Raw genomic sequence first — 22106 nt, forward strand, 5'->3', positions numbered from 1 at the left:
GGGCCGCCCCGAGACCTACTCCGGAGCTACTCCGGGACCTCCACCGGCCGACCGAGCACCCGGGCGGAGGCGAGCTGCAGGCCCTCTAGGAACAGCTCGCCGGTCGGCGCCTGCTCGGGGTCGAGCAGCCACTGGATCGCGTAGCCGGCCAGCAGGGCCTGGTAGAAGGTGCCGAGCGCGTACTCCTCCTCGCTGTCGGGCACCTCGCGCTGCCCCTGGAACATCGCGGCCAGCGCGAGCCGGGCCATCCGCTGGGCCCCGGCCAGCACCTGCCTGAGCTCGGGCGTGCGGTCGATCTGGGCGATCGCCTCGCACTGGGCCGCCCAGAGCCCCCGGTACTCGACGAAGGTCTCCCCCACCCGCCGCCAGGTGGCGACGAACCGCTCCTCCGGAGTGACCGCCGCCTCGGCCGCCGCCAGGACCGCCGCGTCCACCGCCTCGCCCCACTCCTTGGTGGCCTCCATCATCGCCGCGTTGAGCAGCGCCTCCTTGGAGCCGAAGTGGTAGCCGATGGCCGCCAGACTCACCCCGGCGGCCGTGGCGATGTCCCGGGCGGTGGTGCGGCCGTACCCCTTCTCGTAGAGGCAGTGCTTGGCGCCGGCCAGCAGGTCTTCTCGATTTCCCATGCCGCGAGCGTACGCGAGGACCTGGACAGATGTCTTGCACGGATGAGTGAGACGATCGATTTAGACATACGTACTAGACAGGCGTCTGACACGTCCGTACAGTCATCGGCATGACCGCAACCCACGGCCTCGCAGGCCGCCGCGAATGGACCGGCCTGGCCGTCCTCCTGCTCCCGACCCTGGTGATCGCGATGGACATGGGCGTGCTCTTCTTCGCCGTCCCCTTCATCGCCACCGACCTCCGGCCGAGCGGCACCCAGCAGCTCTGGATCATGGACATGTACTCGTTCCTGCTGGCCGGGCTGCTCATCCCGATGGGCGCGCTGGGCGACCGGATCGGGCGGCGGAAGCTGCTGCTGCTCGGGGCGGCCGGCTTCCTGGTCTCCTCGCTGCTGGCCGCCACCGCCGACGGGGCGGGGCAGCTGATCGCGGCCCGGGCGCTGCTCGGCGTCACCGGGGCCACCCTGATGCCCTCGACGCTGGCGCTGATCCGCAACATGTTCCACGACCCCAAGCAGCGGCAGGGGGCGCTGGCCGCCTGGGGCGGCGCAATGATGGCCGGGGCCACCCTGGGCCCGGTGATCGGCGGGCTGCTGCTGCACTCCTTCTGGTGGGGTTCGGTCTTCCTGGCCGCCGTGCCGGTGATGGCGCTGGTGCTGGTCTCGGCCCCCGCCCTGCTGCCCGAGTACCGGGCCGAGCGGCACGGCTCCTTCGACCTCCTGGGCGCCGTCCTCTCCATCACCGCCGTGCTGCCCCTGGTCTACGGCGTGAAGACGCTGGCCGTGGACGGCCTCGCCCCGCTGCCCGTCCTCGCCCTGGCCGCCGGGCTCGGCACCGCCGTCCTGCTGGTGCACCGCCTGCGGAGCGCCGCCCACCCGCTGGTCGACCTGGCCCTCTTCCGCAACCGCACCTTCTCCGGCGCGATCTCGGTCAACACCGTGGCGATGTTCTCGATGATGGGGTTCACCCTCTTCACCTCGCAGTACCTGCAGCTGGTGAAGGGGTTCAGCCCGCTGGCCGCCGCGCTCTGGGGCCTGCTGCCCAGCGTCGGGGTCGGCGCCGCCGCCGGGCTGACCGGGGCGCTGGCCGCCAAGGTGCGGCCCGCCCCCCTGATGGCCGGGGGCTTCCTGGTCGGCGCGGCCGGCTTCGCCCTGATGACGCAGGTCTCGCCGGACTCCCCGCTGGCCCTGGTCCTGGTCGCGGCGGGCGTGCTCGCCGCCGGCACGGTCGGCACCATGACCCTCACCGCCGAGATGGTGGTCTCCGCCGCCCCCGCCGAGCAGGCGGGCGCCGCCTCCGCTACCTCCGAGACCGCCAGCGAACTGGGCAGCTCGCTCGGCATCGCCCTGCTCGGCGCGGCCGGCGCCGCCGTCTACAAGGCGCACACCGCACTCCCGGCGGGCCTGTCCGCCGACGCCGCCCGGGCCGCCCACGACACCCTCGGCGGAGCCGTCACCGTCGCCGCCCAGCTCCCCGGCCAGGCCGGCACCCAGCTCCTCGACACCACCCGCGCCGCCTTCACCGACGGCATGCACCTCGCCGCCGTGGTCGGGCTGCTCTGCATGATCGGCGGCTCGGTGGCCGCGCACCGCCTGCTCAAGCACCTGCCCGCGACGGGTTCGGCCGGGGCGGCCGGGGCGGCCATCTCAGTCGGGTCGGAGGAAGGGGTCGACCTGGCGGCCTGAGGCGGGAGGCGGCGCGAGCAGCCAAGTACGCGAGTACGCGAGTACGCGAGTCATGGGGATCCCCGGGGCGACGGACCACCGTCGGCCCGGGGCTCTCGCGTCCACCGGTGACGGGCAGCGGGTCCGGCGGGGAGTGGCGGTGCAGGTCGTCGGAGGCGGCGGGAGCGTCTCCACTCCGGGGTGCGGTGTTCGTTGCCGGGGCCGGGTGTGTGCTTCCGGGGCCGGGTGTGTGCTTCCGGGGCCGTTCCGGACCGGATCTGACGGAGTCAGCGGGCCTCCTCCGGGCATCGGCGGGGTGACGGGCCCGGCGGCGCGGGTGCGGGTGGTGGGGCGGGTGCGGGGCTCGAGGCGGGAGCTCGGGGCGCCGCGTCCTCGCAGGTGGCACCGGATCGCCGGGCGGTGCACCGGGTACCGGTCCGCGCTGCGCGGCCCCCGCCACGTGCAGCGGTGGCACCCCACGCGTCTTCTGGTCTTTGACTGCCGTTTCCCGACCGGTGTATACGTTCGGCGCTGCCGCCAGGCATACTGGCCAAGAGACCGGGCAAGCTCGCTCGGCTGTGAAACGGCGAGAATTCCGAAGGGACCGGTGGTCAGGGATGCTGCGCAACGGTCTGGAGCCCTGGCACCTCCTGGTGGTGCTGGCTGTGATCATCCTGCTGTTCGGCTCCAAGAAGCTGCCCGAGATGGCGCGCGGGCTGGGCAAGTCCATGCGCATCCTGAAGGCCGAGACGAAGGCGCTCCGCGACGAGGACACCCCGGCCGAGTCCGCGAACTCGACGGCCGCCTCGACCGAGCAGGCCCGCCCCGCGGTGGCCCCGACGAACGTCACGAAGGCCGAAGAGCCCTCGACGAAGTCCACGACGACCGCCTGATCCAGGCACAGTCCTCGTACCGGACTCCTCCGGGACTCGTACCGGACTTCGAGCCCCCGATCCGTCAGCTGACGGGCCGGGGGCTTCGTCGTACCCGTCCCCGGACCGGGCCGGCCGTCTCGGCGCGGGGCCACCGGGCCGACTGGGCGTCAGCTGCCGAGTGGCCGTCAGTGCCGATCTGGGATCTCCTGGGGGCACCCACGTGCAACGTACCCGGATCCCGGAGGTGACGGATGGCGGACGGCCGCCCCGAGGCTGGTCCCGAGACCGGGCCCGAGACCGGACCGGGGGCTGGACCGGGGGCCGGACCGGGGGCCGGACCCGGGGTCGAACCAGGGGCCGGACCCGAGCGATTCACTGACGCCGCCGACTCTGTTAGCGCTGCCACCGCTGCCACCGCCGGCGAGGCTGCCGAAGCCGCCCAGCTGGCCGTGCTGCGGGAGCGCGTCGGTGAGCTGGAGGCGGAGGCGGAGGCGGCGCGATCGGGCCGGGTCGCGCCGGGTGGAAGCTCCGCCGATCGGGTGGGGCGGCGGCGGGTGCGGTCGTTCTGCGCCGTGCTGCTGGTGCTGCTGGCCTGCGTGCTGACTCCGCTCGGATTGGTGTCCGCGTGGACGAAGAGCGAGGTCACCGACACCGACCGGTACGTGGCGACGATGGCGCCGCTGGCCAACGACCCGGCGGTGCGGGCGGCGGTGACCGACCGGGTGACCACGGTGGTGATGCAGCAGCTGCCGGTCGACTCGCTGCTGGGGTCGGTGGCCCCCGCCGACCGGCCGCTGCTCGACGCCGCCCTCGGCAGGCTCGGTTCGACCCTCACCAACGGCCTCACTTCGCTCGTCCACAGCCAGGTGGAGAAGGTTGTGGACAGTGATGCCTTCGCCGCCGTCTGGGTGACCGTCAACCGCCAGGCCCACGACTCCGTGGACCGGATGCTCACCGGCCAGGGCGGCGGGGCCGTCCAGCTCCAGGGCAACTCTGTGACGCTCGACCTGGCCCCGCTGATCGACCAGGTGAAGGACCGTCTGGTCGCCGAGGGGATCGGCGCCGCCGCCCACATCCCCGAGGTGCACACCGAGTTCACCCTCGTGCAGTCGGACTCCGTCGCCAAGGCCCGCACCGGCCTGCGACTGCTCGACCTGGCCGGGTTCTGGCTCCCCGTTCTGGCACTGCTCTGCGCCGTCGGCGGCGTCCTGCTCGCCGTCCGCCACCGGCGCGCCGCCGTGACGGCCGCCCTCGGCATGGCCGCCGGCGCCGCCCTGCTCGGCATCGGCCTGACCGCCTTCCGCGCCCTCTACCTCGACAAGCTCCCGGCCGGCGTGGACCAGGACGCCGCCGCCGCGATCTACGACGCCCTGACCCACTACCTCCGGACGACCGTGCGCGCCGTGATCCTGCTCGGCGTCCTGGTCGCCCTCGGCGCCTGGCTGAGCGGCGCCGGCCGCCGGGCCGGGCAGCTGCGGCAGCTCTGGCAGGCCGCCTTCGCCGCCGTCCGGCAGACGGCCGAACGTTTCGGCCTGCGGCTGGGCCCGGTCGGACGCTTCGTCCACCGCTGGAAGCAGCCGCTCGGCTGGCTGGCCGTCGCGGCGGCCGTGGTCGTGCTGGTCTGCTGGGACTATCCGAGCGGCGCGGTGCTCGGCTGGATCGGCCTGGTGCTGGTCGCGGTGCTCGGGCTGCTCGAGTTCCTGGATGAGCCGGGGTCGTACGGACGGGCGGGTGACGGGGTGTGAAGGAGCGGCCGGGCAGTGGGGGGAACGGCCGCCGCAGGGGCGGCCCGGTTCGGAAGGGCGAGGAACAGCGGGGCGGGTCCGGCGGGTACGGCAGGCCCGGCGGGCGCGGCGGGTCCGGCGGGTACGGCAGGCCCGGCGGGTCCAGCGGGCATGAAGGGCATGGCGCGCTGGCGCGGGGGTGGTGGAAGACCCGGGAGTGGTCGATCGGGCTGGGTGGGCCGGCGCTGGTGACGGTGGCGTACTTCCTGCTGCCGCTGGGGCTGTTCGGGCCGCAGCGGCCGATGACCAGCTGGGCCACGTTCGCCCTGGTGCTGATCCTGGTCGCCGGGCTGCTGATCCGTCAGATCCAGCGGGACCTGTTGGGGCTGCCCGGCCGACCACTGGTCACCATCCTGCTGCTCAGCTGCGTGGCGTTGGCGAGCTTCGCGGCGGCGTACCTGGCGCTCAGCCGGGACGGGCAGTTCAACGGGCTGCGGACCCGGGTGGACGCGCTCTACTTCACCGTGATCACCCTGGCCACCGTCGGGTTCGGGGACGTGGTGCCGGTCGGGCAGGAGGCCCGGGTGGTGGTGATGCTCCAGATCGTCTACAGCCTGGTGTTCCTGACCGCCGGGGCGACGACGATGACGCGGCGGCTGCGGAGCCTGGTGGAGATCCGGGCCCGGAGCCATCATCGTTGAGCGGACGGATGGCGGCTGCGCGCCGACGACTGACCGCTGGCGACTGACCGCTGGCGGATGGCAGCCGACAGATGACGGCTACCCGATGACGATTGCCAGATAACGACTGACAGATGACGGATTTCCAACGGGCGACGACCGTTGACCGGCATCGGCGAGCAGCTGACAGACGTCGGCCGACCAGTACCGGCGGGCAGCTGATGAACATCGACTGACAGACGTCGGCTGACGACATCGGCGAGCAGCTGACGGATATCAGCTGACGAATACCAACCGACGGACATCAGCTGACAGATTTTGAAATCCGTCAGCCGTTCGACTGGTCGCCACCGAGCCAGTCCAGCAGCCCGCCTATCGGGTCGCCCGACTGCTGGGAGCTCTGCTGGCCGGGCTGCTGCTGGCCACGGGTGGGCTGCGGGTGGAGGGTGGCCTGAACCGAGTTGATCTTGGTGAGCCAGCTCTGGGCCGTGGGCCCGTCGATCGCGTGCTTCTTGGCCAGGGCCCGGACCAGGGTGCCGGCCGCCCGGAGGGACTGGTCGGCCTTGGCCGGCTGGTGGTCGCCGATCGCGGCCGAGGCGTCGTCCAGGAGCCCGAGCAGGTCGCCCTGGGCGCCGCGTTCCTTGGCGAACTGGGCATCGCCGATCGCCGCGCCGAGTGCCGCGAGCATCGCCGCCGGCCCGGTCTTGGCCGACGGGGAGGCGCTCGGGGTGCGGCTCGCCGAGGGTGAGGGCGAGGGGGACGAGGTTGGGGTGTCGGCGGCCGGGGTGGCCGGGGCCGTCGCCGGGATCTTCGGCTTGGCCGTCGGCTGCTCAGGGGGCCCGCTGAAGGCGAAGGCCGCGATCGCCGCCGCTCCGCCGACCACCGCGAGACCGATGCCCGCCAGCATCAGCGGGCGGCGGCGGCCGCGGCCGGGCGGTTCGGGGTCGTAGGTCGGCGGCAGCGGCACCTGCGGGGGCAGCAGGGAGGTGTGCTGCTGCGTGCCGTACCCGGTGGCGGGGAACCCGTTGGTGGCGTAGCCCGGGTGGCCGGCGGCGGGGTGGGCCGTGGTCGGGAAGCCCGGGTGGGCGGCGGTCGGGAAGCCGGTGGCCGTGGGCGTCTGCGGGGGCAGGGCCTGGCTGGCGAGGAGTTCGGCCGTGCGGTCCTGGGCGGCGGTGACCGGGACGGCGGCGAGGAGTTCGGCGCGGGCGGCGGCGGCGTCGGCGGGGCGTTCGGCCGGGTCCTTGGCGAGCAGGCGCAGGATGGCCGCGTCCAGCGCCGGGGGTATGTCCGGGCGCAGTCGGGAGACCGGGGCGGGCAGCTCGTTGACGTGCTTGAAGGCGATCGCCACCGGGGCGTCGGCCGTGAACGGCGGGGCGCCCGTGAGCATCTCGACAAGCACGCAGCCCACCGCGTAGAGGTCGGCGCGGCCGTCCAGTTCGGCGGCCATCGCCTGTTCCGGGGAGAGGTAGGCGGCGGTGCCGAGCACGGTGGCGGTCTGGGTCAGCTGGGCGCCCGCCGAGCTGCTGGCCCGGGCGATGCCGAAGTCGACGACCTTCACCCCGCCGTCGTTGGTGATCATGATGTTGCCCGGCTTGATGTCCCGGTGCACCAGCCCGGCCGCGTGCGCGACCTCCAGCGCCTCGCAGACCGCCGCCGCCACCCCGACCGCCCGTTCCACCGGCATCCCGGTCGGCGGGTGCTGCCCGTCGCCCGCCAGCAGGTGGCTGAGCGAGGTGCCGCTGACCAGTTCCATCACGATGTACGGCGAGCTCTGGTCGACGCCCGAGTCGAAGACCATGACGATGCGCGGGTGCACGAGCATCGCGGCGTGCTGGGCCTCGCGGAAGAAGCGTTCGGCGAAGCGGGGGTCGTCGGCGAGGCCGCCGTTGAGCACCTTGACCGCCACCTGGCGGCCGAGCACCCGGTCGAGGCCGCGCCAGACGGTCGCCATGCCGCCGACACCGATCACCTCGACGAGCTCGTACCGCCCGTTGAGTGCGCGTCCGATCACCTGGCACTGCTCCCCTCAGAAACCCGGCCGGAGGCTCCGGGTCGCCTCGTGCACCTGTGCACGATAGCGGCCGAAGCGCGGGACTGGGCCCGGGTGGCCTCCGTACGGCAGCCCGGGACGGCGGCCGGGCCAGGGCCGGCGGCAGGCGTGGGCGGGGAGGACGGCAACGGCCTTCTTGCCGGGAGGGCGGTGGACACGGGGGAGCCCACCGACCTCCCGGGGTCTTGGTCCGGCCGCTCGGCGCGGCCGGGTGTGCAGCGGCCCGGCCTGCGGGGGCCGGGTGTGCAGCGGCCGCGCGCACCGCGGCCCGGCCTGCGGGGGCCGGGGCCACGGGGGCCTGGTCTGCACCGGACGGGCGACGAGCCCGGGGGGATTCGCTCGCCGCCCGTCCGGAGTCTTTCGCTCACCCCACCAGGACGCCGCCCGGCAGCAGGGGCGCCGGCCCGGTCGTGGGGGTGAGCAGGGAACCCGGGCGGCCGGGCAGCGGCAGCAGGCCGGTGAGGGCCTGGTTCAGCTGCGGCACCTGCGCCGGGAGGGTGGTGCGGATCTCGGTGCCGACCGCACCCACGGCACCCACGGCACCCGTGACCGCACCACCGACCGCGTCCACCGCGCCTGTGGCGGTGCCGACCGCCCCCTGGGCGAGCTGGGCGGCCTGGGACGGGAGGGAGCGGGCCGGGAGGTCGGTGGCGGGGTGGTCGTGGTCGGCCTTGGTGGGCGCGCCGCCCGGGTCCTTGTGGGTGGGCTCGGCGGTGGGGCCGTGGTCCTTGGGCTTGCCGAGGAGGGTCGTGCAGTAGGCGTCGACGTGTTCGGCGCCCTCGGCGGACTTGACCAGCGGGGCCAGCGCCGGGTCGGTGAGGATCTGCTTGGGCTTGGCGCCGGCCGACTCGCGCTCCTCGAAGGTGCGGCAGAGGTCGGCGTCACGGGCCGTGGCCGGGCCGTCCTCAGGGCGGGTGGACGGGGAGGCCGAGCCGTTCGGCTGGTCCGGGTGGCCCGGGGCGGCCGAGCTGTGCGGGGCCGGCGCGGCCGGGGTGGGCTTGGCCGCGATGCCGGGGCCCTCGGAGCGGGTGCCCGTACCGCCGGGGCGGGACGGGGTGGCGGCGCCATGGGCGGAGTCGGAGGAGGCGGGCGGGGCGGCCACCGGGACCAGGTCGCCGCCGCTGCCGCGGCCCAGCATCGAGGGCAGGGCGCCCAGGTTGCCGGTGCTCGCGGCCACCGCGACCCCGCCGAGCGCCGTGAGCGCGAGCGCGGCGAGCAGGGCCTTGGCGCTCTTCGCGCTCAAGGCCCGCGCGGGCGCGGTGCTCGCCATGCGTCGTCTCCGGGGTGCAGGGGCAGGGGCGGGGGTGCGGCGGGCCTGCCGGAACGCCGTCAGCGCCTGCTCCTCCCCCGGCAGCTCGGCCGGCCCGGCTGCGGGTGCAGCGGCGGCGGCGAGCAGCCCGGCGAGGGCGGCGTTGTCGGCGAGGGCGGCCGGACCGCCCGACGTGTCGGCCACGCTGCCGTCGAGCAGCCGCTCGGCGGTGGCGCGGTCGATCCGGCGGGATCGGTTGGTGCTCATCTCATGTCCTTCAGCGTCGCGGCTCTGGGTTGTGTCACACCTCGGTCGGGGGAATCCGGAGATTTTTCCGGGGCCCCTCGTGAGGTGGTACTCCCCCGTGCGGCGGTGCCGCCGGCGGCCGCGGTGCCGCCCTCGCGGACGGACTCGGCGCGCTGGCGCGGCACGCCGTCGGCCGGGGTGCCGCCGGGCTGGTCCAGGAGCTTGGCGAGCCGGCGCAGGCCCCGGTGGGCCGCCATCCGGACGGTGCCGGAGCGCTTGCCCAGCACCTTGGCCGCGGTCTCGGCGTCGAGGTCGAGCACCACCCGGAGCAGCACGGCCTCCGCCTGGTCCTTGGGGAGCCGGGCGATCAGGGCGAGCGAATCGGCCGTGGAGACGGTGGCCAGGGCGCTGCCGGCGGTGTCCTCGGCGGCCGTCAGCTCGGCCAGGTACTCGAACGGGAGGTCGGCGACCGGCCGCCGCCGGACCTTGCGCAGGTGGTCCATCGCCCGGTTGCGGGCCACCGTCGCGGCCCAGCCCCGGAAGGCGTCGCCGTCGCCGCTGAAGCCCGCGAGGTCGCGGGCGATCTGGAGCCAGGTCTCGGAGGCGATGTCCTCCGCGTCCTCGGGCCCGCCGCCGACCAGCACCCGCAGGTAGCGGAGCAGCCCGGGCTGGACGGCCCGGAAGAGCTGCCGGAACGCGGCCTCCTCCCCCGCCTGCGCCGCGAGGACGGCGGCGGTCAGCTCCTCCGCCGTCGCGGCTGCGGCTGCGGACGGACCGCCGCTCGCGGTGGTGGGTGTTGCCGGTGATATCGGGTCGTCGACCGCTCTGTCGGCGCCCGGCCCCTGGGGCTCTGCGATGTGCACCTGCCACATGATGCGGCATCCGGCGTGTTGTTCGTCTGTGACTGGTGAGTAGGGACCGGCAGGGCCCAGGGCCCGTGCTTCGGGGACGAAAGTCCTGACAGTGGCTGTCATTCGCCCGCAGCAGTCAAAGGCGCCCCCGACCTACGTTGGGAGAGACGGCTGAAGACCCGCCGTCCACCCCCTTCCCCCGTGCCTACTCCGGTCTGGAGCTGTGATGACGACTGCCCGTGAACTCTTCGCCCAGGGGATGCGCGAACACTTCGCGCCCGCCCTGCGGGCGATGGGGCTCACCGGCTGGCGGCACTCCTTCAGCCTCCCGGACGAGGCCCACTGGGCGCTGATCGGCGTGGAGGTGCTCGAACCCGCCGGGGTAGGTAGCGATACCGATGCCGACGGCGCCCTCCGGTACACCCTCAACCTCAGCCTGACCGCCAAGGCCGCCTGGAGCGGCCGGCCGCTGCGGCCGGATCCGAACACCGTCAGCGGCCTGGAGCTGTGGCGGGCCCGGATCGGCGAGCTGCTGCCGGTCGGCGAGGAGGTCTGGTGGTCGGTGACCCCCGGGCCGCGCTGGCTGGTGGCGGTGGAGGACTCGGTGGCCGCCGTCCGGCACTACGGCCTGCCCGAGCTGATCCGGCGGGTCGGCGCCGACCACGGCACCGAGCCGTACCTCTCGCCGCGCGAGCTGGAGGACGTCAACGCAGCCCTGGCCACTGCCGCCGTGGCCCGCATCCAGCGGGCCGAGCTGGCCGACAAGGCGCTGGTGCTGACCGGCGGCTGGAGCCGGGCCGACCGGGTGGCCGAGCAGGTGCTGCGCGGCGTGGCCGAGGGCTTCCTCACCGCTGGGGACGAGCGGTTCACCTCGGTGCGCTGCCGCGACACGCTCGGGCGTGAGCTGTGGCACGTCCAGCCGGCGGAACCGCCGGAGCCGCAGCCCCTGTCCTGAGGGGTGGGGCCGGACGGTCCCGTGTGACGGGGGGATTTTCGTGATCGACGAGCTTGGCACCGGTCTGCGCCGACTGGAGTGGGACGGCTGCCTGAACGTCCGGGACCTCGGCGGGCTGCCGACCACGGACGGCGGCCGGACCCGGGTCGGCTCCCTGGTGCGGGCCGACAACCTGGACCGGCTGACCGCCGAGGGCCACGCCGCGCTGGTCGGGTACGGCATCCGCACCGTGATCGACCTGCGGGACGCCGAGGACCACCGGCCGCTGCTGCCGCCGGCGGCGGAGATCCGGCTGGTGCGGGTGCCCTTCGACCGGCTGGCCGGGCCCGAGTGGTGGGCCCGCTACGGCGAGCTGGACGGCACCCCGCTCTCCTTCCTCCCCTACCTGACGCACTGCGCCCCCGCCGTGGCGGCGATGGCCGCCGCCGTGGCCGAGGCCGGGCCGGGCGGAGTGGTGGTGCACTGCGGCGCGGGCCGCGACCGGACCGGGCTGGCCGCACTGGCCCTGCTCGCCGCCGTCGGGGTGACCGAGCGGGCCGTGGTCGAGGACTACCGGCTCAGCGCCGCCAACCTGCGGCCGCTCTGGGCGGCGCTGGGCCGCCCCGACCAGCAGGAGGCCGTCGAGGCGCTGCTGCAGCGGCACGGCGTGACCGCCGAGCAGGAGCTGGGCGCGGCCTGGCACGCGGTGGCCGCCGGCGCCGGCGTCCCCGCACACCTGCGCGGGGCCCTGCGACAGCGGCTGGTCGGCTGAGCGGTCCACCAGCGGGCGGCCCTGCCAGAGACGACCCTGCCAGAGGCGGGTCCTACCAGAGGCGGTCGATCAGGCCCGGGTAGAGCGGGATGCGGGCGTTCTCGAAGGCCGGGCGGGCCGCGAGCGCCTCGGGGCTGCAGAAATCGGCCATCACGGTCTTGGCGAAGCCCGGGCTGTCGCTCGGGAACGGGTCCTCGGGGGTACCGCCGAGGATCACCGAGCCCGGCAGGGGCTGCCAGCCGGCCCCCTCGTAGAACGGGCGGAGCCGGTGGTCGCAGGTGAACAGGCCCAGGTCGGCGCCGGAGCGGCGGATCCGGGCCAGCGCCTCCTCGACCAGCCGGCGGCCGTGGCCGCGGCCCTGGTGGGCCCGGTAGGTGGCGACGGTGCTCAGGCCCAGGGCGCGGAAGACCCGGCCGGCGTGCTCGAAGTCGGTGGTCAACAGGTCGAGTGCGGCGAGCAGTTGCCCGTCCTCGTCGACCAGGAGCAGCGTCTGCGGGTCCAGTTCGGGGTCGTGGCTCAGCCCCGGGTCAGGGTCACCGCTCGGCCAGGCCTCTTCCTGGAGCGCCCAGACCTGGGCGCGGAGGGCAGGCGGCACGGCGGCCTCGGGGTAACTCAGGATGTGCACGGGCCCCTCGGTGCTCGGGTTTCGGTCAGTGTCCGGAGAAATCCGGTGGCGACCGGCCGGACGGCCTGCCGATACTGCGGATTATGGTCGATTTCGCGAATTTTGACGCACGTGGGTACCGGACGGTGGACGTCCGGGTGGGGTACGGACAGTGGGTCGGCAGTTACGAGCAGACGGTCGAGGACGCGATGGACCTCGGCGTGCTGGAGAAGTTGGCGGTGCCGCAGTGGAGTTCGGTGCGGTTGGCGGCCGATCTCGGCTGCGGGACGGGCCGGACGGGGGCCTGGCTGCGCCGGCGGGGCGTGGCGACGGTGGACGGGGTGGACCTGACGCCGGAGATGCTCGCGGTGGCCCGGGCCCGGGGCGCGCACGGGCGGCTGGTCGAAGGAGACCTGACGGACTCCGAACTTCATTCCGGTGCCTATGACTTGGTGATCTCCTCGCTGGTGGACGAGCACCTGTCCGACCTCGGCCCGTACTACCGGGAGGCCTGGCGGCTGGCCGCGCCCGGCGGGCTCTGCGTGCTGGTGGGCCTGCACCCGCACTTCATCATGACCGCCGGGATGCCCACCCACTTCACCACCGCCGAGGGCGAGGATCTGGCGATCACCACCCACGTCCACCTGATCAGCGACCACGTGACGGCCGCCCTGGCGGCGGGCTGGCAGCTGGTCGAGCTGCGCGAGGCCGTGGTGGGCGAGGAGTGGATCGCGCTCAAGCCGAAGTGGGAGAAGTACCGCAGCCACCCGGTCTCGGCCGCCTACGTCTGGCGCAAGCCGGCATAAGGGCACCTACGCCTGGCGCAAGCCGGTGTAAGGGCACCTACGCCTGGCGCGAGTCGGCCGCCTGGGCGAAGGCGCTGCTCAGAAGCCCGAGTTGGGGCTGGTGACCACGCGGACGCGGCCGTCGGCGCGGGCCTGCAGGCCCGCCTCGAGGCGCAGCGCGCGGGCCGGGCCGAGCAGGGTGAGGGCCTCGGCGGGGGTGGCCCAGCGGTGGTCGTCGAGTTCGCCGGCCGGCAGGGTGATCGGGGTGTCGGCCGGGACGGTGCCGAGGTCGAAGAGGAAGTGGCAGGCGGGGTAGGCGAGTTCGCCCGAGGGGTGGGTCCAGGCGACCACCAGGAGCTCGCCCGCCTGCTTGGTGATGCCGGTCTCCTCGAGGAGTTCGCGGCCGGCGCACTCCTGCGGGCCCTCGCCCGGGTCGACGGTGCCGCCGACGAACTGCCAGTGCTCGCGGTAGCCGGCCTTGACGATCAGCACCCGGCCGCTCTCGTCGGTGATCAGGCAGCCGGCGGCGGCGTACACCCTGGTGAGCGAGGCGAGCCACTCGTCGCGGGTGGTGAGCATGGCGGACCTCCGGGTGCACCGTACGTGGGCGGCTGCGTGGTTGGTGACATCCGCTGCATCGTACGGGCCCCGGAGGCCTGACGGATCATCGGTCAGTGCGCGGAGTGCTTCTCCGCGCCGCGGTGCCGGTGACCGGGCAGCTCGGCGTGGTGGGCCGAGCCGGTGAGCGGGGTGGCCGAGCCGACGGCGCGGCGGCCGCCGTGGGTGAAGGCGATGTCGCCCAGGTAGGGGGCGCTGCCCGCCGCCTTGATGCCGTCGGTGTGCCGCTCGGGTGGCAGCATGCCGGGGTTGGCGGCCATGCCGCGTCGCTCCAGCAGGTCCTGGGTGCCCCGGCGGAGTTTGATCATCTTGCCCGTCGATCGCATGGTCATCGTCGACCTCCCTTCGGTGCCCCGCCCGCCGGGCGGACTGCGCGGCGGCGCGGACACTCGGGCTGATATGTCCGGATTGTAACCTCGGTTCGGCCCGCCGGGCAGGCCGGCCAGGGTGCCGGGGCGGGCTGGTCACGGAGCCGGGGAGACCTGATGTGGCCGGGTCGGGCGGTCATCCGGGTATGGGAGCATGCCCCGCGTGCCAACGGTGATACAAGATGAGGTTTCCAGAGCGGTGCCGGCCGCCCCGGAGCAGCTCCGGGCCCGCCACCCCGCCACGCTCGTCCGCGCGCTGACCGGTTCCCTCGCCGTCGGCCTCACCCTGCTGCTCGCCTCCGGCGCCCAGTCCACCGCCGACGGCCTGACCGCCGACGTGGCCGAGGGCACCGGGCGGATGCCCTGGGCGCTGGGCAGCCCGACCGGAGTGGTGGCCGCCGCCGCCCTGCTGGTGCTGCCGCTCGCCTACGCCGCCGGGCGGGTGGCCCGCCGCGCCCACCGGGGCCTGGCCGAGGGGGTGGCCGCCGCGGTGCTCGCCTACGGCCTCTCGCTCGCGCTGGACGCCGCCCTGATCCACCTGGACGTGCTGCGCGGCGAGCACGGCGGCGACGCCGTGTACGGGCACCTGGCGCCCGTGCTCGCCTTCCTCACCACCACCGGCGCCCTGCGGCAGCCCCGCTGGCGCACCGCGCTGGCCGGGGTGCTGGCCGTGGCCGGGCTCTCCGGGCTGGCCACCGGGCACGCCACCCCGCTCTCCCTGGTGCTGGCCCTGCTGCTCGGCTGGACGGCCGGGCACGCCACCGGCTACGCCCTCGGCGCCCCGCTCTGCCACCCCAGCCGGGCCCAGCTGCTGCTCGCGCTGGTCCAGGCCGGCGCCCGGCCCGAGCAGGCTCGCCGGGTGGCGCCCGGCCGGTACTTCGTCACCCAGCTGGACGGCCTGCCCGACCTCGACGTGCTGGTGCTCGACCAGCGGGCCCAGGCCAGCGGCTGGCCCGGCCGGCTCTGGCGGCTGCTGCGGCTGCGCGCCGAGCTCACCCCGAAGGGCCTGCGGCCGCTGCGCACCGGCCTGGAGCACGAGGCCCTGCTGGCCTACGCCGTCACCGCCGCCGGGGTGCGCACCCAGCAGCTGGCCGCCACCACCGGCCTCGGGCCGGACTCCGCGCTGGTCGCCTACCACCACGTGCCCGGACGCACCCTGGCCGACTTCGCCGAGTACCGCGGGGACACCGGAAGCGAAGGGGACGACGGGCTGCTGACCGACGCCTGGGAGCAGGTGCGGCTGCTACAGCGGCGGCGGATCGCCCACCGGGCGCTCTCCCCCGAGACGGTGCTGGTCGGGCCCGGCGGCCAGGTGCACCTGGTCGGGCTGGCCGAGGGCGAGATCGCCGCCGGGGAGCTCCAACTCCGGCTGGACGTGGCCGGCATGCTGAGCACGCTGGCGCTGCACTTCGGCGCCGAGCGGGCCGTGCGGACCGGCGCCGAGGTGCTCGGCAAGCACGCGCTCTGCTCGGCTCTGCCGCTGCTGCAGCCGATCGCGCTGGCCCCCGCCACCCGCTCGGCGCTGCGCAGCCACCCCGAACTGCTCGGCGCCGTCCGGGAGTCGGTGCTGCGGGACGAGCCGAAGGCGGAGTTCCAGCCCGTCCGGCTGGAGCGGCTGCGGCCCCGGACCCTGCTGACCGTCGGGGCCGGGGTGCTGGCCGGCTTCCTGCTGCTCAACTCGCTGTTCGGCAGCAAGCTCAACCCGGTGCGGGCGCTGGCCGGCGCCGATCCGTTCTGGCTCGGGCTGGCCGTGCTCGCGTACCTGCTCAGCTACCTGGCCGCGACCTGCGGGTTCGTCGGCTTCGTGCCCGAGCGGCTGCGGTTCGGGCGGGCGGCGGCCGTGCAGGTCTCCGGCTCCTTCGCCAAGCTGGTCTCCCCCGGCGGGGTCGGCGGGGTCGCGCTCAACACCCGCTTCCTCCAGTGCAGCGGCATCCCGACCGGGCAGGCGCTCTCCAGCGTCGGGGCTGGGCAGCTCGCCGGGCTGGTCCTGCACCTGCTGCAACTGGCCTTCTTCGCCACCCTGTTGGGCCAGGCCCCGGCCGCCGACGGGGCGCTGCCCTCGGCCGGGGTGCTGGCCGTCACCGGGGCGGCCGGGAGCACGCTGGCCCTGGTGGCCGTCGCGGTGCCCTGGGTGCGGCGGCGGGTGGCCGGACTGCTCCGGCCGCTGCGGGCCGAGGTGCTGCCCCGGCTGCTCGACCTGGCCCAGCAGCCCGGCAAGCTCGCGCTCGGGGTGGCCGGGCAGTTGGGCGTCTCGCTGGCCTTCGTGGCCTGCCTGTACTGCTGCGCCGCCGCCGTCGGCCAGCACCTCTCCTTCGTCGCGGTGGCGGTGGCCTTCCTGGCCGGCAACGCGATCGGCTCGGCCGCGCCGACCCCCGGCGGGGCCGGGGCGGTGGACTACCTGCTGCTCGAAGGGCTGGTGCGGACCACCGGGATGGACCGGGGCGCGGCGCTGGCGGCCGTCACGCTGTTCCGGATGCTCACCTTCCTCGCGCCGGTGCTGCCCGGCTGGGCCGCCTTCGCCTGGCTGCAGCGGCGGCGGGCGATCTGAGCACTACCCGACCGCCTCGGTGAGCCGGGCCGCCATCGCCCGGAGGGTGGTGGTGAGCTCCGGGGGCTGGTGCACCTCGAAGGCGCAGCCCAGGGTGGCCAGGCGGACGGCCAGCCAGTCCAGGGAGTCGACGGTGAGCTCCAACCGGCAGCTGGTGGCGGTGAGTTCGGTGAGCTCGCCGGGGCCCACCCGGCCGGCCAGTTCGGCGGCCGGGGCGTGCAGGGTGACCACGGCCCGGTGGGTGGGGCGGCCCGCGAAGCGGGCGGCCACGTAGGCGGCGGCGTCCTCGGCCGGGAGTTCGCGCGGGGTGACCCGGGCTCCGGTGGCGAAGGGCTCGGTGAGCCGGTCGACCCGGAAGATCCGCCAGTCCGCGCGGTCCAGGTCGTAGCCGAGCAGGTACCAGCGGCGGCCGGTGGCGACCAGCCGGTGCGGCTCCACCACCCGGCGGCTCGCGGCGCCGTCGGCCGCCAGGTAGGCGAACCGCAGCCGCTCCTGGGCGGTGGTGGCGTTGGCCAGTACCGTGAGCACCTCCGGATCGACCCGGGGCCCGCCGCCGCCCAACGCCAGCGGCACGGTGGCCGCACTGATCGCCCCGACCCGGTGCCGGAGCCGGGCGGGCAGCACCTGGACCAGCTTGGCCAGGGCCCGCACCGCCGCCTCCTCGATGCCCTCCACCGCACCCGAGGCCGCCGAGCGCAGCCCCACCGCGATGGCCACCGCCTCCTCGTCGTCCAGTAGCAGCGGCGGCATGGCGGCCCCCGCCACCAGCCGGTACCCGCCCTCGGGCCCCCGGCTGGCCTCCACCGGGTACCCGAGCTCGCGCAGCCGCTCCACGTCCCGGCGGATCGTCCGGGGGCTGACCTCGAGCCGGTCGGCCAGCTCGCTGCCGGGCCATTCGCGCGGGGTCTGGAGCAGCGAGAGCAGGGCCAGCAGCCGTGCGGGGGTGTCCGTCATGGGATCCAGGATGGCGCAAGTAGCGGACAGGACCTGTCCTATACGACCCCTACTGTCGGAGACCTCGCAGGGCAACGCACCGAGGAGCTGAGAGAGACATGTCTTCCACCACCACCGAGGCCGGTGACCGGCGGCGCTGGCTGGCGCTCGCCGTGGTGATGACGGCCAGCCTGATGGACCTGGTCGACGTCACCATCGTGAACATCGCCATGCCGAGCATCCGGCAGGAGACCGGCGCCTCGTTCAGCCAGCTCCAGTGGATCACCGCCGGGTACGCGCTGGCCTTCGCCGTCGGCCTGATCACCGGCGGGCGCCTGGGCGACGTCTACGGCCGCAAGCGGCTCTTCCTGCTCGGCATCGGCGGCTTCACCGCCGCCTCCGCGCTCTGCGGGCTGGCCACCGGGCCGGACATGCTGGTCGCCTCCCGGGTGCTCCAGGGCGGCACGGCCGCGCTGATGGTGCCGCAGGTGCTGGCCATCATCCACTCCACCTTCCCCGCCGAGGAGCGCGGCAAGGTGTTCGGGATGTTCGGCGCGATGGTCGGCCTGGGCGCGACGCTCGGGCCGCTGCTCGGCGCGCTGCTCACCGAGTGGGACCTGTTCGGGCTCGGCTGGCGGCCGATCTTCCTGGTCAACCTGCCGATCGGCCTGCTCGGTCTGGTGCTCGGCCTGCGGTACGTGGACGAGTCGCGGGCGCCGCGCGCGCTCAAGCTCGACCTGGTCGGGATGGCGCTGGTCACCGCCGCGCTGCTGATGCTGCTCTACCCGCTCACCCAGGGCCAGGAGGCCGGCTGGCCGCTCTGGGGCTTCCTGCTGATGGCCGGCAGCGCACCGGTGTTCGCGGCCTTCCTGGCCTACGAGCGGGTCAAGGTGCGGCGGGACGGCTCGCCGCTGGTGGAGCTCTCGCTGTTCCGGGTGCGCAGCTTCGCGGCGGGCATCGGCGTGCAGCTCACCTTCGGTGTGGTGATGGGCATCTTCTTCCTGGTCTGGACGCTCTACATGCAGATCGGCCTCGGCTGGAGCCCGCTGCGGGCGGGGCTGACCGGGGTGCCGTTCTCGATCGCGGTGTCGGTGGCGGCCGGGGTCTCGGTGCAGAAGCTGGTGCCGCGGTTCGGGCGGCGGGTGCTCCAGGCCGGGGCCGCGCTGATGGCGGTGGGCGCGCTGGTCTACCTCGCGGAGTCCGCGCACTACGGGCAGGCCGTCTCCTCCTGGCAGATGGCCCTGCCGCTGGTGCTGATGGGCGGCGGAATGGGCCTGATCGTGGCGCCGCTGACCGACTCCGTGCTCTCCGAAGTGCCGCAGGAGCACGCCGGTTCGGCCTCGGGCCTGGTCAACACCACCCAGCAGCTGGGCGTGGCCCTGGGCCTCGGGCTCTCCTCGGTGGCCTTCTTCGGCTCCGTCCACGGCGGGATCGTCTCCGCCTTCGGACACGCGCTCTGGTGGGTGGTCGGCGGCCTGGTGCTCCTCTTCGCCCTGATGTTCGCACTGCCGGGGCGGGGCGCACCGGCAGCGAAGCAGGACGAAGAGGTACGCGAACTGGTCAGCGTCTAGCGGCAGTTGCCCCGATCGGGGCGGGTGTTCGGGATCAGGCGGAAGGTGTTGGCGGCGGCGACCCCGGTGGGGCGGTGGATCGGGGCGCCGGGGACGGGGGCGAAGCCCGCGGACGGCCGGGCCTGGGCGGCCGGGGTCGGGCGGGGCGTGGAGACCGGGTTCAACTCAACTCCCTTGGGCCGGACGGCCGGGAATGCGGCCGGGAGACGAGATTAGGCCGGGCCCGGGAAATGCGACAAGGGATGACGACCCATCGATATCCGCAAGGAATTCGATGGGTTTTTCATAGCCGCAGCTGAGAGGAATTCAGAGTGCCTCGACCACCGGCGGTTCGGTGGCCACGACCACCGTGGTGGCGTCCAGGGCGGGGTCCGTCCAGTCCAGGAAGTGCAGGTCCAGGTGGCGGCTGCGCAGCGGGCCCGGGGCGGAGAGCGGGAGGGCGGAGAGGTCGATCTCGCCCATGGTGTCCAGGGTGGTGCGGCCGATCTTGATCAGCGCCTCCTTGCGGACCCACTGGCGCAGGAAGGCCTCCTCCGGATCCGGGTGGGCCTGGATGAGCGCGATCTCCGGGCCGCTCAGCACGCGCTGCAGGACGGCGAGGTCCAGGCCACCGCGCTGGGGCAGTTCGACGTCCACGCCGACCCGGCCGGTGCCGACGGCGGCGGCCACCACGCCCCGGGTGTGCGAGAGGCTGACCTCCAGCCCGGGGTGGTCGGGCAGGTAGGGCTTGCCGTGGTCGGTGAGGCCGCAGTCGGGGCAGCGCTGGGCCAGTGCCAGCGGGCCGGTGGCCGCGCCGCCCGCCGAATCGAGCAGCCGGGCGGCGACGATCCGGACCAGCAGGTGGGCCGCGACGAAGTTGCGGCGGTCCTCCTCCCGACGGAACCGCTCGGACCGCCGGTGCTCCAGCTCGGTGAGCCGGTACCGGGCCGCCTCGGGGTGCGCCAGCACGTCCTCGCTGGCCGCCACCATCACCAGCGGCCCCGTCACCCGCGCCATGGCCCCCGCCCCCTCCGTATCCGGCCCCGCCCGGCACGGGCGAAGGGCGGCCCGGTGCCGGGCCGCCCTAAACGATCTCATCCTCCGGGGCCGGTGTGGCCCAGGGGGCCTCAGTTGGCCAGTGCGACCTGGACGAGCTTGACAACCACCAGGATCATCGCGACGAGCAGGTAGCCGCGGAGCGCGCCCATGCCGAGCTTGTACGCGGTGGAGACCTTGGGCTTGGTCAGCGTCTCCAGCGGCGGCATCCGCCAGTCCTCGCGTCCGGTGCGGTCGATCCGGTCCTCCTTGGTGCCGGTGCGGCGGCGGGTGAAGGAGTACCCGGCGGCCAGCACGCCGACCACGCCGCAGACCGCCATGATCCGCATGATCGCCCCGGCACTGATGTCCGGGAAGAGCACGGCCGCGGTGAGGATCACCGAGAGGGTGACCAGCACGCCGACCACGGCGGCGGTGAAGGCGTTGGTGCGCGGGCCGTTGACCCACGGGCCGAGCACCTCGCGGTCGTTGCAGAGCAGCAGCAGGAAGACGCTCGCGGAGGGCAGCAGCACCCCGGCCAGGGTCTGCACCCCGGCGGTGAGCAGGCCGAGCGGCGAACCGGGGATGAGCACGATGACGGCGGCCAGCCCGACCAGACCGGCGTACACGGCGTAGAAGCCCTTGGCGCCCTTCACCCCGCGGTGCAGCGAGTGCTTGATGCCGAACACGTCGCCGATCGCGTACGCGGTGGAGAGCGAGACGGCGAAGGCGCCGATGATCGAGGCGTCCAGCAGGGCGATCGCGAAGAGCACCCCGGCCAGGTGGCCGGCCCGCTCGGCCACGCCGTGGATCACGCCGGCGGTGTCGGTGAACTGCCCCACGCCCTCGGTGCCGGCGAAGGCGGCGGCGGTGAGGCCCATCATGGCGCCCGCGCCGACCACGACCACGGCGATGCCGATCCAGAGGTCGATCTTCTCGTACTTCATGAAGCGCGGGGTGATCCGCTTGTCGATCACGTAGCTCTGCTGGAAGAACAGCTGCCAGGGGGCCACGGTGGTGCCCACGATGCCGATGATCAGCAGCATCACGGCGGAGAGCCCGCCCGAGCCGCCCGGTAGGTTCGGCACCACGAAGTCGTGGGCCATCTGCGAGGTCTTCGGGTGGATCATGAAGTAGACCGGCACCAGCAGCAGGGAGGCCGCGCAGAGCGCCATCGCGACCCGCTCGAACCGCTGGAAGGAGCCGGTGAAGGCGGAGGCGATGATGATCGCGGCGGCCAGCACCACGGCCCCGGCCTTGGGCAGGCCCAGGTAGCCGGCGGCCAGCGTGACGCCGATGAACTCGGTGACCAGGGTCAGCGCGTTCAGCAGGAAGAGGTCGATCACCGAGAAGGCGCCCCAGAACTTGCCGAACCGCTCCAGGATCAGCCGGGCGTGGCCCACGCCGGTGACGGCGCCGAGCCGCAGCACCATCTCCTGGTTGACGTAGAGCACCGGGACGAGCAGCAGTAGCGTCCAGAGCAGGTGGGTGCCGTAGTTCTGTCCGGCCTGGCCGTAGGTGGCGAAGGCGCCGGCGTCGTTGTCGCCGACCATCACGATCAGGCCGGGGCCGACGATCGCCAGCAGGGTCTTGAGCTTGGCGGACAGGCCCTGGCGGGGCGCGTGGTCGTCCAGCCGGATGGTGCCGAGGGCGCCCTTGATGTCGCCGAGGTGGGCGTCGTCGAGGACGGCGGCGGTGTTGGTGGTGGGCGGGTTGACGGTGGTCGTGGTCATGGTGGCCTCCCTTGCTCCCCTGCCGGGGGCGCGTGGGGGCACGCGACAGCGACTCCCCGCGCGGGCAGCACCGATCGCGCCCGGGCATGCCGAGGCGCGCCAGGGCGTGCCAGGACATGACGGTGCGTCAAAGCGCTGCGACAGGAAGGGAGTTACCGCGTGCCGGTGGAGTACGTGGAGTACGAGGACAGGCGGAGTCGGGGCCGTTTGTGGCCCGGACTAGTACTGCTGGGATCCATGTCTCTCGCCTCCTTCCGGCCG

The 22106-nt window shown here is 74.2% G+C and carries 20 protein-coding genes; 9 read left to right on the top strand and 11 right to left on the bottom strand.

Annotated elements, in window-relative coordinates; translation table 11 throughout:
* Positions 1 to 26: 26 nt before the first annotated feature.
* Positions 27 to 626 (bottom strand): TetR/AcrR family transcriptional regulator, encoded by a 600-nt coding sequence (locus CFP65_RS41815; RefSeq protein ID WP_104816899.1) that lies wholly within the window; start codon positions 624 to 626, stop codon positions 27 to 29.
* 110 nt (positions 627 to 736) lie between these two features.
* On the opposite strand from CFP65_RS41815, the gene CFP65_RS17010 reads away from it, so the two are divergent.
* From CFP65_RS17010 to CFP65_RS17030, 4 genes are all read left to right on the top strand, one after another.
* Entirely contained in the window at positions 737 to 2311 is a 1575-nt protein-coding gene (locus CFP65_RS17010) for an MFS transporter (protein ID WP_104816900.1), read from the top strand.
* Positions 2312 to 2907: 596 nt separating this feature from the next.
* Complete coding sequence (gene tatA, locus CFP65_RS17015; RefSeq protein WP_104816901.1) at positions 2908 to 3183, top strand: Sec-independent protein translocase subunit TatA; 276 nt, start codon at positions 2908 to 2910, stop codon at positions 3181 to 3183.
* Positions 3184 to 3614: 431 nt separating this feature from the next.
* The gene (locus tag CFP65_RS17020) at positions 3615 to 4910 is read left to right on the top strand and encodes a hypothetical protein (protein ID WP_174805543.1); all 1296 of its coding nucleotides are present in this window, start codon (positions 3615 to 3617) and stop codon (positions 4908 to 4910) included.
* A gap of 227 nt (positions 4911 to 5137) precedes the next feature.
* Complete coding sequence (locus tag CFP65_RS17030) at positions 5138 to 5590, top strand: potassium channel family protein (protein WP_168219608.1); 453 nt, start codon at positions 5138 to 5140, stop codon at positions 5588 to 5590.
* A 307-nt stretch (positions 5591 to 5897) separates the two neighbouring features.
* On the opposite strand, the gene CFP65_RS17035 is transcribed toward CFP65_RS17030, so the two are convergent.
* The 3 genes from CFP65_RS17035 to CFP65_RS17045 all read right to left on the bottom strand — a co-directional run bounded on the left by CFP65_RS17035 (position 5898) and on the right by CFP65_RS17045 (position 9986).
* Positions 5898 to 7580, bottom strand: coding sequence for a protein kinase (locus CFP65_RS17035; protein ID WP_104816903.1), 1683 nt, complete (start codon positions 7578 to 7580; stop codon positions 5898 to 5900).
* Positions 7581 to 7983: 403 nt separating this feature from the next.
* Positions 7984 to 9135, bottom strand: coding sequence for a hypothetical protein (locus CFP65_RS17040; protein WP_104816904.1), 1152 nt, complete (start codon positions 9133 to 9135; stop codon positions 7984 to 7986).
* Entirely contained in the window at positions 9132 to 9986 is an 855-nt protein-coding gene (locus CFP65_RS17045; RefSeq protein ID WP_104816905.1) for an RNA polymerase sigma factor, read from the bottom strand. The genes CFP65_RS17040 and CFP65_RS17045 overlap by 4 nt, the downstream gene beginning before the upstream one ends.
* A gap of 205 nt (positions 9987 to 10191) precedes the next feature.
* On the opposite strand from CFP65_RS17045, the gene CFP65_RS17050 reads away from it, so the two are divergent.
* Positions 10192 to 10920: a hypothetical protein gene (locus CFP65_RS17050; protein ID WP_104816906.1), complete on the top strand. Its 729-nt coding sequence runs from the start codon at positions 10192 to 10194 to the stop codon at positions 10918 to 10920.
* Between the two features lie 40 nt (positions 10921 to 10960).
* Positions 10961 to 11671 (top strand): tyrosine-protein phosphatase, encoded by a 711-nt coding sequence (locus CFP65_RS17055; protein ID WP_254552428.1) that lies wholly within the window; start codon positions 10961 to 10963, stop codon positions 11669 to 11671.
* Positions 11672 to 11723: 52 nt separating this feature from the next.
* Here CFP65_RS17055 and CFP65_RS17060 read toward each other — a convergent pair whose 3' ends face one another.
* Positions 11724 to 12296: a GNAT family N-acetyltransferase gene (locus CFP65_RS17060; RefSeq protein ID WP_104816907.1), complete on the bottom strand. Its 573-nt coding sequence runs from the start codon at positions 12294 to 12296 to the stop codon at positions 11724 to 11726.
* Positions 12297 to 12433: 137 nt separating this feature from the next.
* Here CFP65_RS17060 and CFP65_RS17065 point away from each other — a divergent pair, with 137 nt between their 5' ends.
* Positions 12434 to 13081 carry a class I SAM-dependent methyltransferase gene (locus CFP65_RS17065; protein ID WP_254552429.1) on the top strand — a complete coding sequence of 216 codons (648 nt, stop codon included), beginning with the start codon at positions 12434 to 12436 and terminating at the stop codon, positions 13079 to 13081.
* A gap of 78 nt (positions 13082 to 13159) precedes the next feature.
* Here the strand turns inward: CFP65_RS17065 and CFP65_RS17070 are convergent, their stop codons facing one another.
* A complete protein-coding gene (locus CFP65_RS17070) occupies positions 13160 to 13639 on the bottom strand; it encodes an NUDIX hydrolase (protein ID WP_104816909.1) in 480 nt (159 codons plus the stop codon).
* 92 nt (positions 13640 to 13731) lie between these two features.
* Entirely contained in the window at positions 13732 to 14010 is a 279-nt protein-coding gene (locus CFP65_RS17075; RefSeq protein ID WP_104816910.1) for a hypothetical protein, read from the bottom strand.
* A 235-nt stretch (positions 14011 to 14245) separates the two neighbouring features.
* Here CFP65_RS17075 and CFP65_RS17080 point away from each other — a divergent pair, with 235 nt between their 5' ends.
* Positions 14246 to 16594, top strand: coding sequence for a lysylphosphatidylglycerol synthase transmembrane domain-containing protein (locus CFP65_RS17080; protein WP_104816911.1), 2349 nt, complete (start codon positions 14246 to 14248; stop codon positions 16592 to 16594).
* Positions 16595 to 16597: 3 nt separating this feature from the next.
* On the opposite strand, the gene CFP65_RS17085 is transcribed toward CFP65_RS17080, so the two are convergent.
* A complete protein-coding gene (locus tag CFP65_RS17085; protein ID WP_104816912.1) occupies positions 16598 to 17548 on the bottom strand; it encodes a YafY family protein in 951 nt (316 codons plus the stop codon).
* A 98-nt stretch (positions 17549 to 17646) separates the two neighbouring features.
* On the opposite strand from CFP65_RS17085, the gene CFP65_RS17090 reads away from it, so the two are divergent.
* Positions 17647 to 19098: an MFS transporter gene (locus CFP65_RS17090; RefSeq protein WP_104816913.1), complete on the top strand. Its 1452-nt coding sequence runs from the start codon at positions 17647 to 17649 to the stop codon at positions 19096 to 19098.
* Here the strand turns inward: CFP65_RS17090 and CFP65_RS38985 are convergent.
* From CFP65_RS38985 to CFP65_RS17100, 3 genes are all read right to left on the bottom strand, one after another.
* On the bottom strand, positions 19095 to 19262 hold the full coding sequence (locus CFP65_RS38985) for a hypothetical protein (protein WP_158702212.1): 168 nt from the start codon (positions 19260 to 19262) through the stop codon (positions 19095 to 19097). The genes CFP65_RS17090 and CFP65_RS38985 overlap by 4 nt on opposite strands.
* Positions 19263 to 19404: 142 nt before the next feature.
* The gene (locus tag CFP65_RS17095; RefSeq protein WP_104816914.1) at positions 19405 to 20094 is read right to left on the bottom strand and encodes a 4'-phosphopantetheinyl transferase superfamily protein; all 690 of its coding nucleotides are present in this window, start codon (positions 20092 to 20094) and stop codon (positions 19405 to 19407) included.
* 110 nt (positions 20095 to 20204) lie between these two features.
* The gene (locus tag CFP65_RS17100) at positions 20205 to 21845 is read right to left on the bottom strand and encodes an NRAMP family divalent metal transporter (protein ID WP_104816915.1); all 1641 of its coding nucleotides are present in this window, start codon (positions 21843 to 21845) and stop codon (positions 20205 to 20207) included.
* Between the last annotated feature and the right edge of the window lie 261 nt (positions 21846 to 22106).

The sequence above is a fragment of the Kitasatospora sp. MMS16-BH015 genome, from assembly GCF_002943525.1.
Lineage (GTDB): Bacteria > Actinomycetota > Actinomycetes > Streptomycetales > Streptomycetaceae > Kitasatospora.

What these genes read in the sequence shown, in the direction of transcription:
- CFP65_RS41815 (WP_104816899.1), bottom strand. Translation starts at nt 626, where the DNA reads ATGGGAAATCGAGAAGACCTGCTGGCCGGCGCCAAGCACTGCCTCTAC.
- CFP65_RS17010 (WP_104816900.1), top strand. Translation starts at nt 737, where the DNA reads ATGACCGCAACCCACGGCCTCGCAGGCCGCCGCGAATGGACCGGCCTG.
- tatA (WP_104816901.1), top strand. Translation starts at nt 2,908, where the DNA reads ATGCTGCGCAACGGTCTGGAGCCCTGGCACCTCCTGGTGGTGCTGGCT.
- CFP65_RS17040 (WP_104816904.1), bottom strand. Translation starts at nt 9,135, where the DNA reads ATGAGCACCAACCGATCCCGCCGGATCGACCGCGCCACCGCCGAGCGG.
- CFP65_RS17045 (WP_104816905.1), bottom strand. Translation starts at nt 9,986, where the DNA reads ATGTGGCAGGTGCACATCGCAGAGCCCCAGGGGCCGGGCGCCGACAGA.
- CFP65_RS17050 (WP_104816906.1), top strand. Translation starts at nt 10,192, where the DNA reads ATGACGACTGCCCGTGAACTCTTCGCCCAGGGGATGCGCGAACACTTC.
- CFP65_RS17070 (WP_104816909.1), bottom strand. Translation starts at nt 13,639, where the DNA reads ATGCTCACCACCCGCGACGAGTGGCTCGCCTCGCTCACCAGGGTGTAC.
- CFP65_RS17075 (WP_104816910.1), bottom strand. Translation starts at nt 14,010, where the DNA reads ATGACCATGCGATCGACGGGCAAGATGATCAAACTCCGCCGGGGCACC.
- CFP65_RS17085 (WP_104816912.1), bottom strand. Translation starts at nt 17,548, where the DNA reads ATGACGGACACCCCCGCACGGCTGCTGGCCCTGCTCTCGCTGCTCCAG.
- CFP65_RS17090 (WP_104816913.1), top strand. Translation starts at nt 17,647, where the DNA reads ATGTCTTCCACCACCACCGAGGCCGGTGACCGGCGGCGCTGGCTGGCG.
- CFP65_RS17095 (WP_104816914.1), bottom strand. Translation starts at nt 20,094, where the DNA reads ATGGCGCGGGTGACGGGGCCGCTGGTGATGGTGGCGGCCAGCGAGGAC.
- CFP65_RS17100 (WP_104816915.1), bottom strand. Translation starts at nt 21,845, where the DNA reads ATGACCACGACCACCGTCAACCCGCCCACCACCAACACCGCCGCCGTC.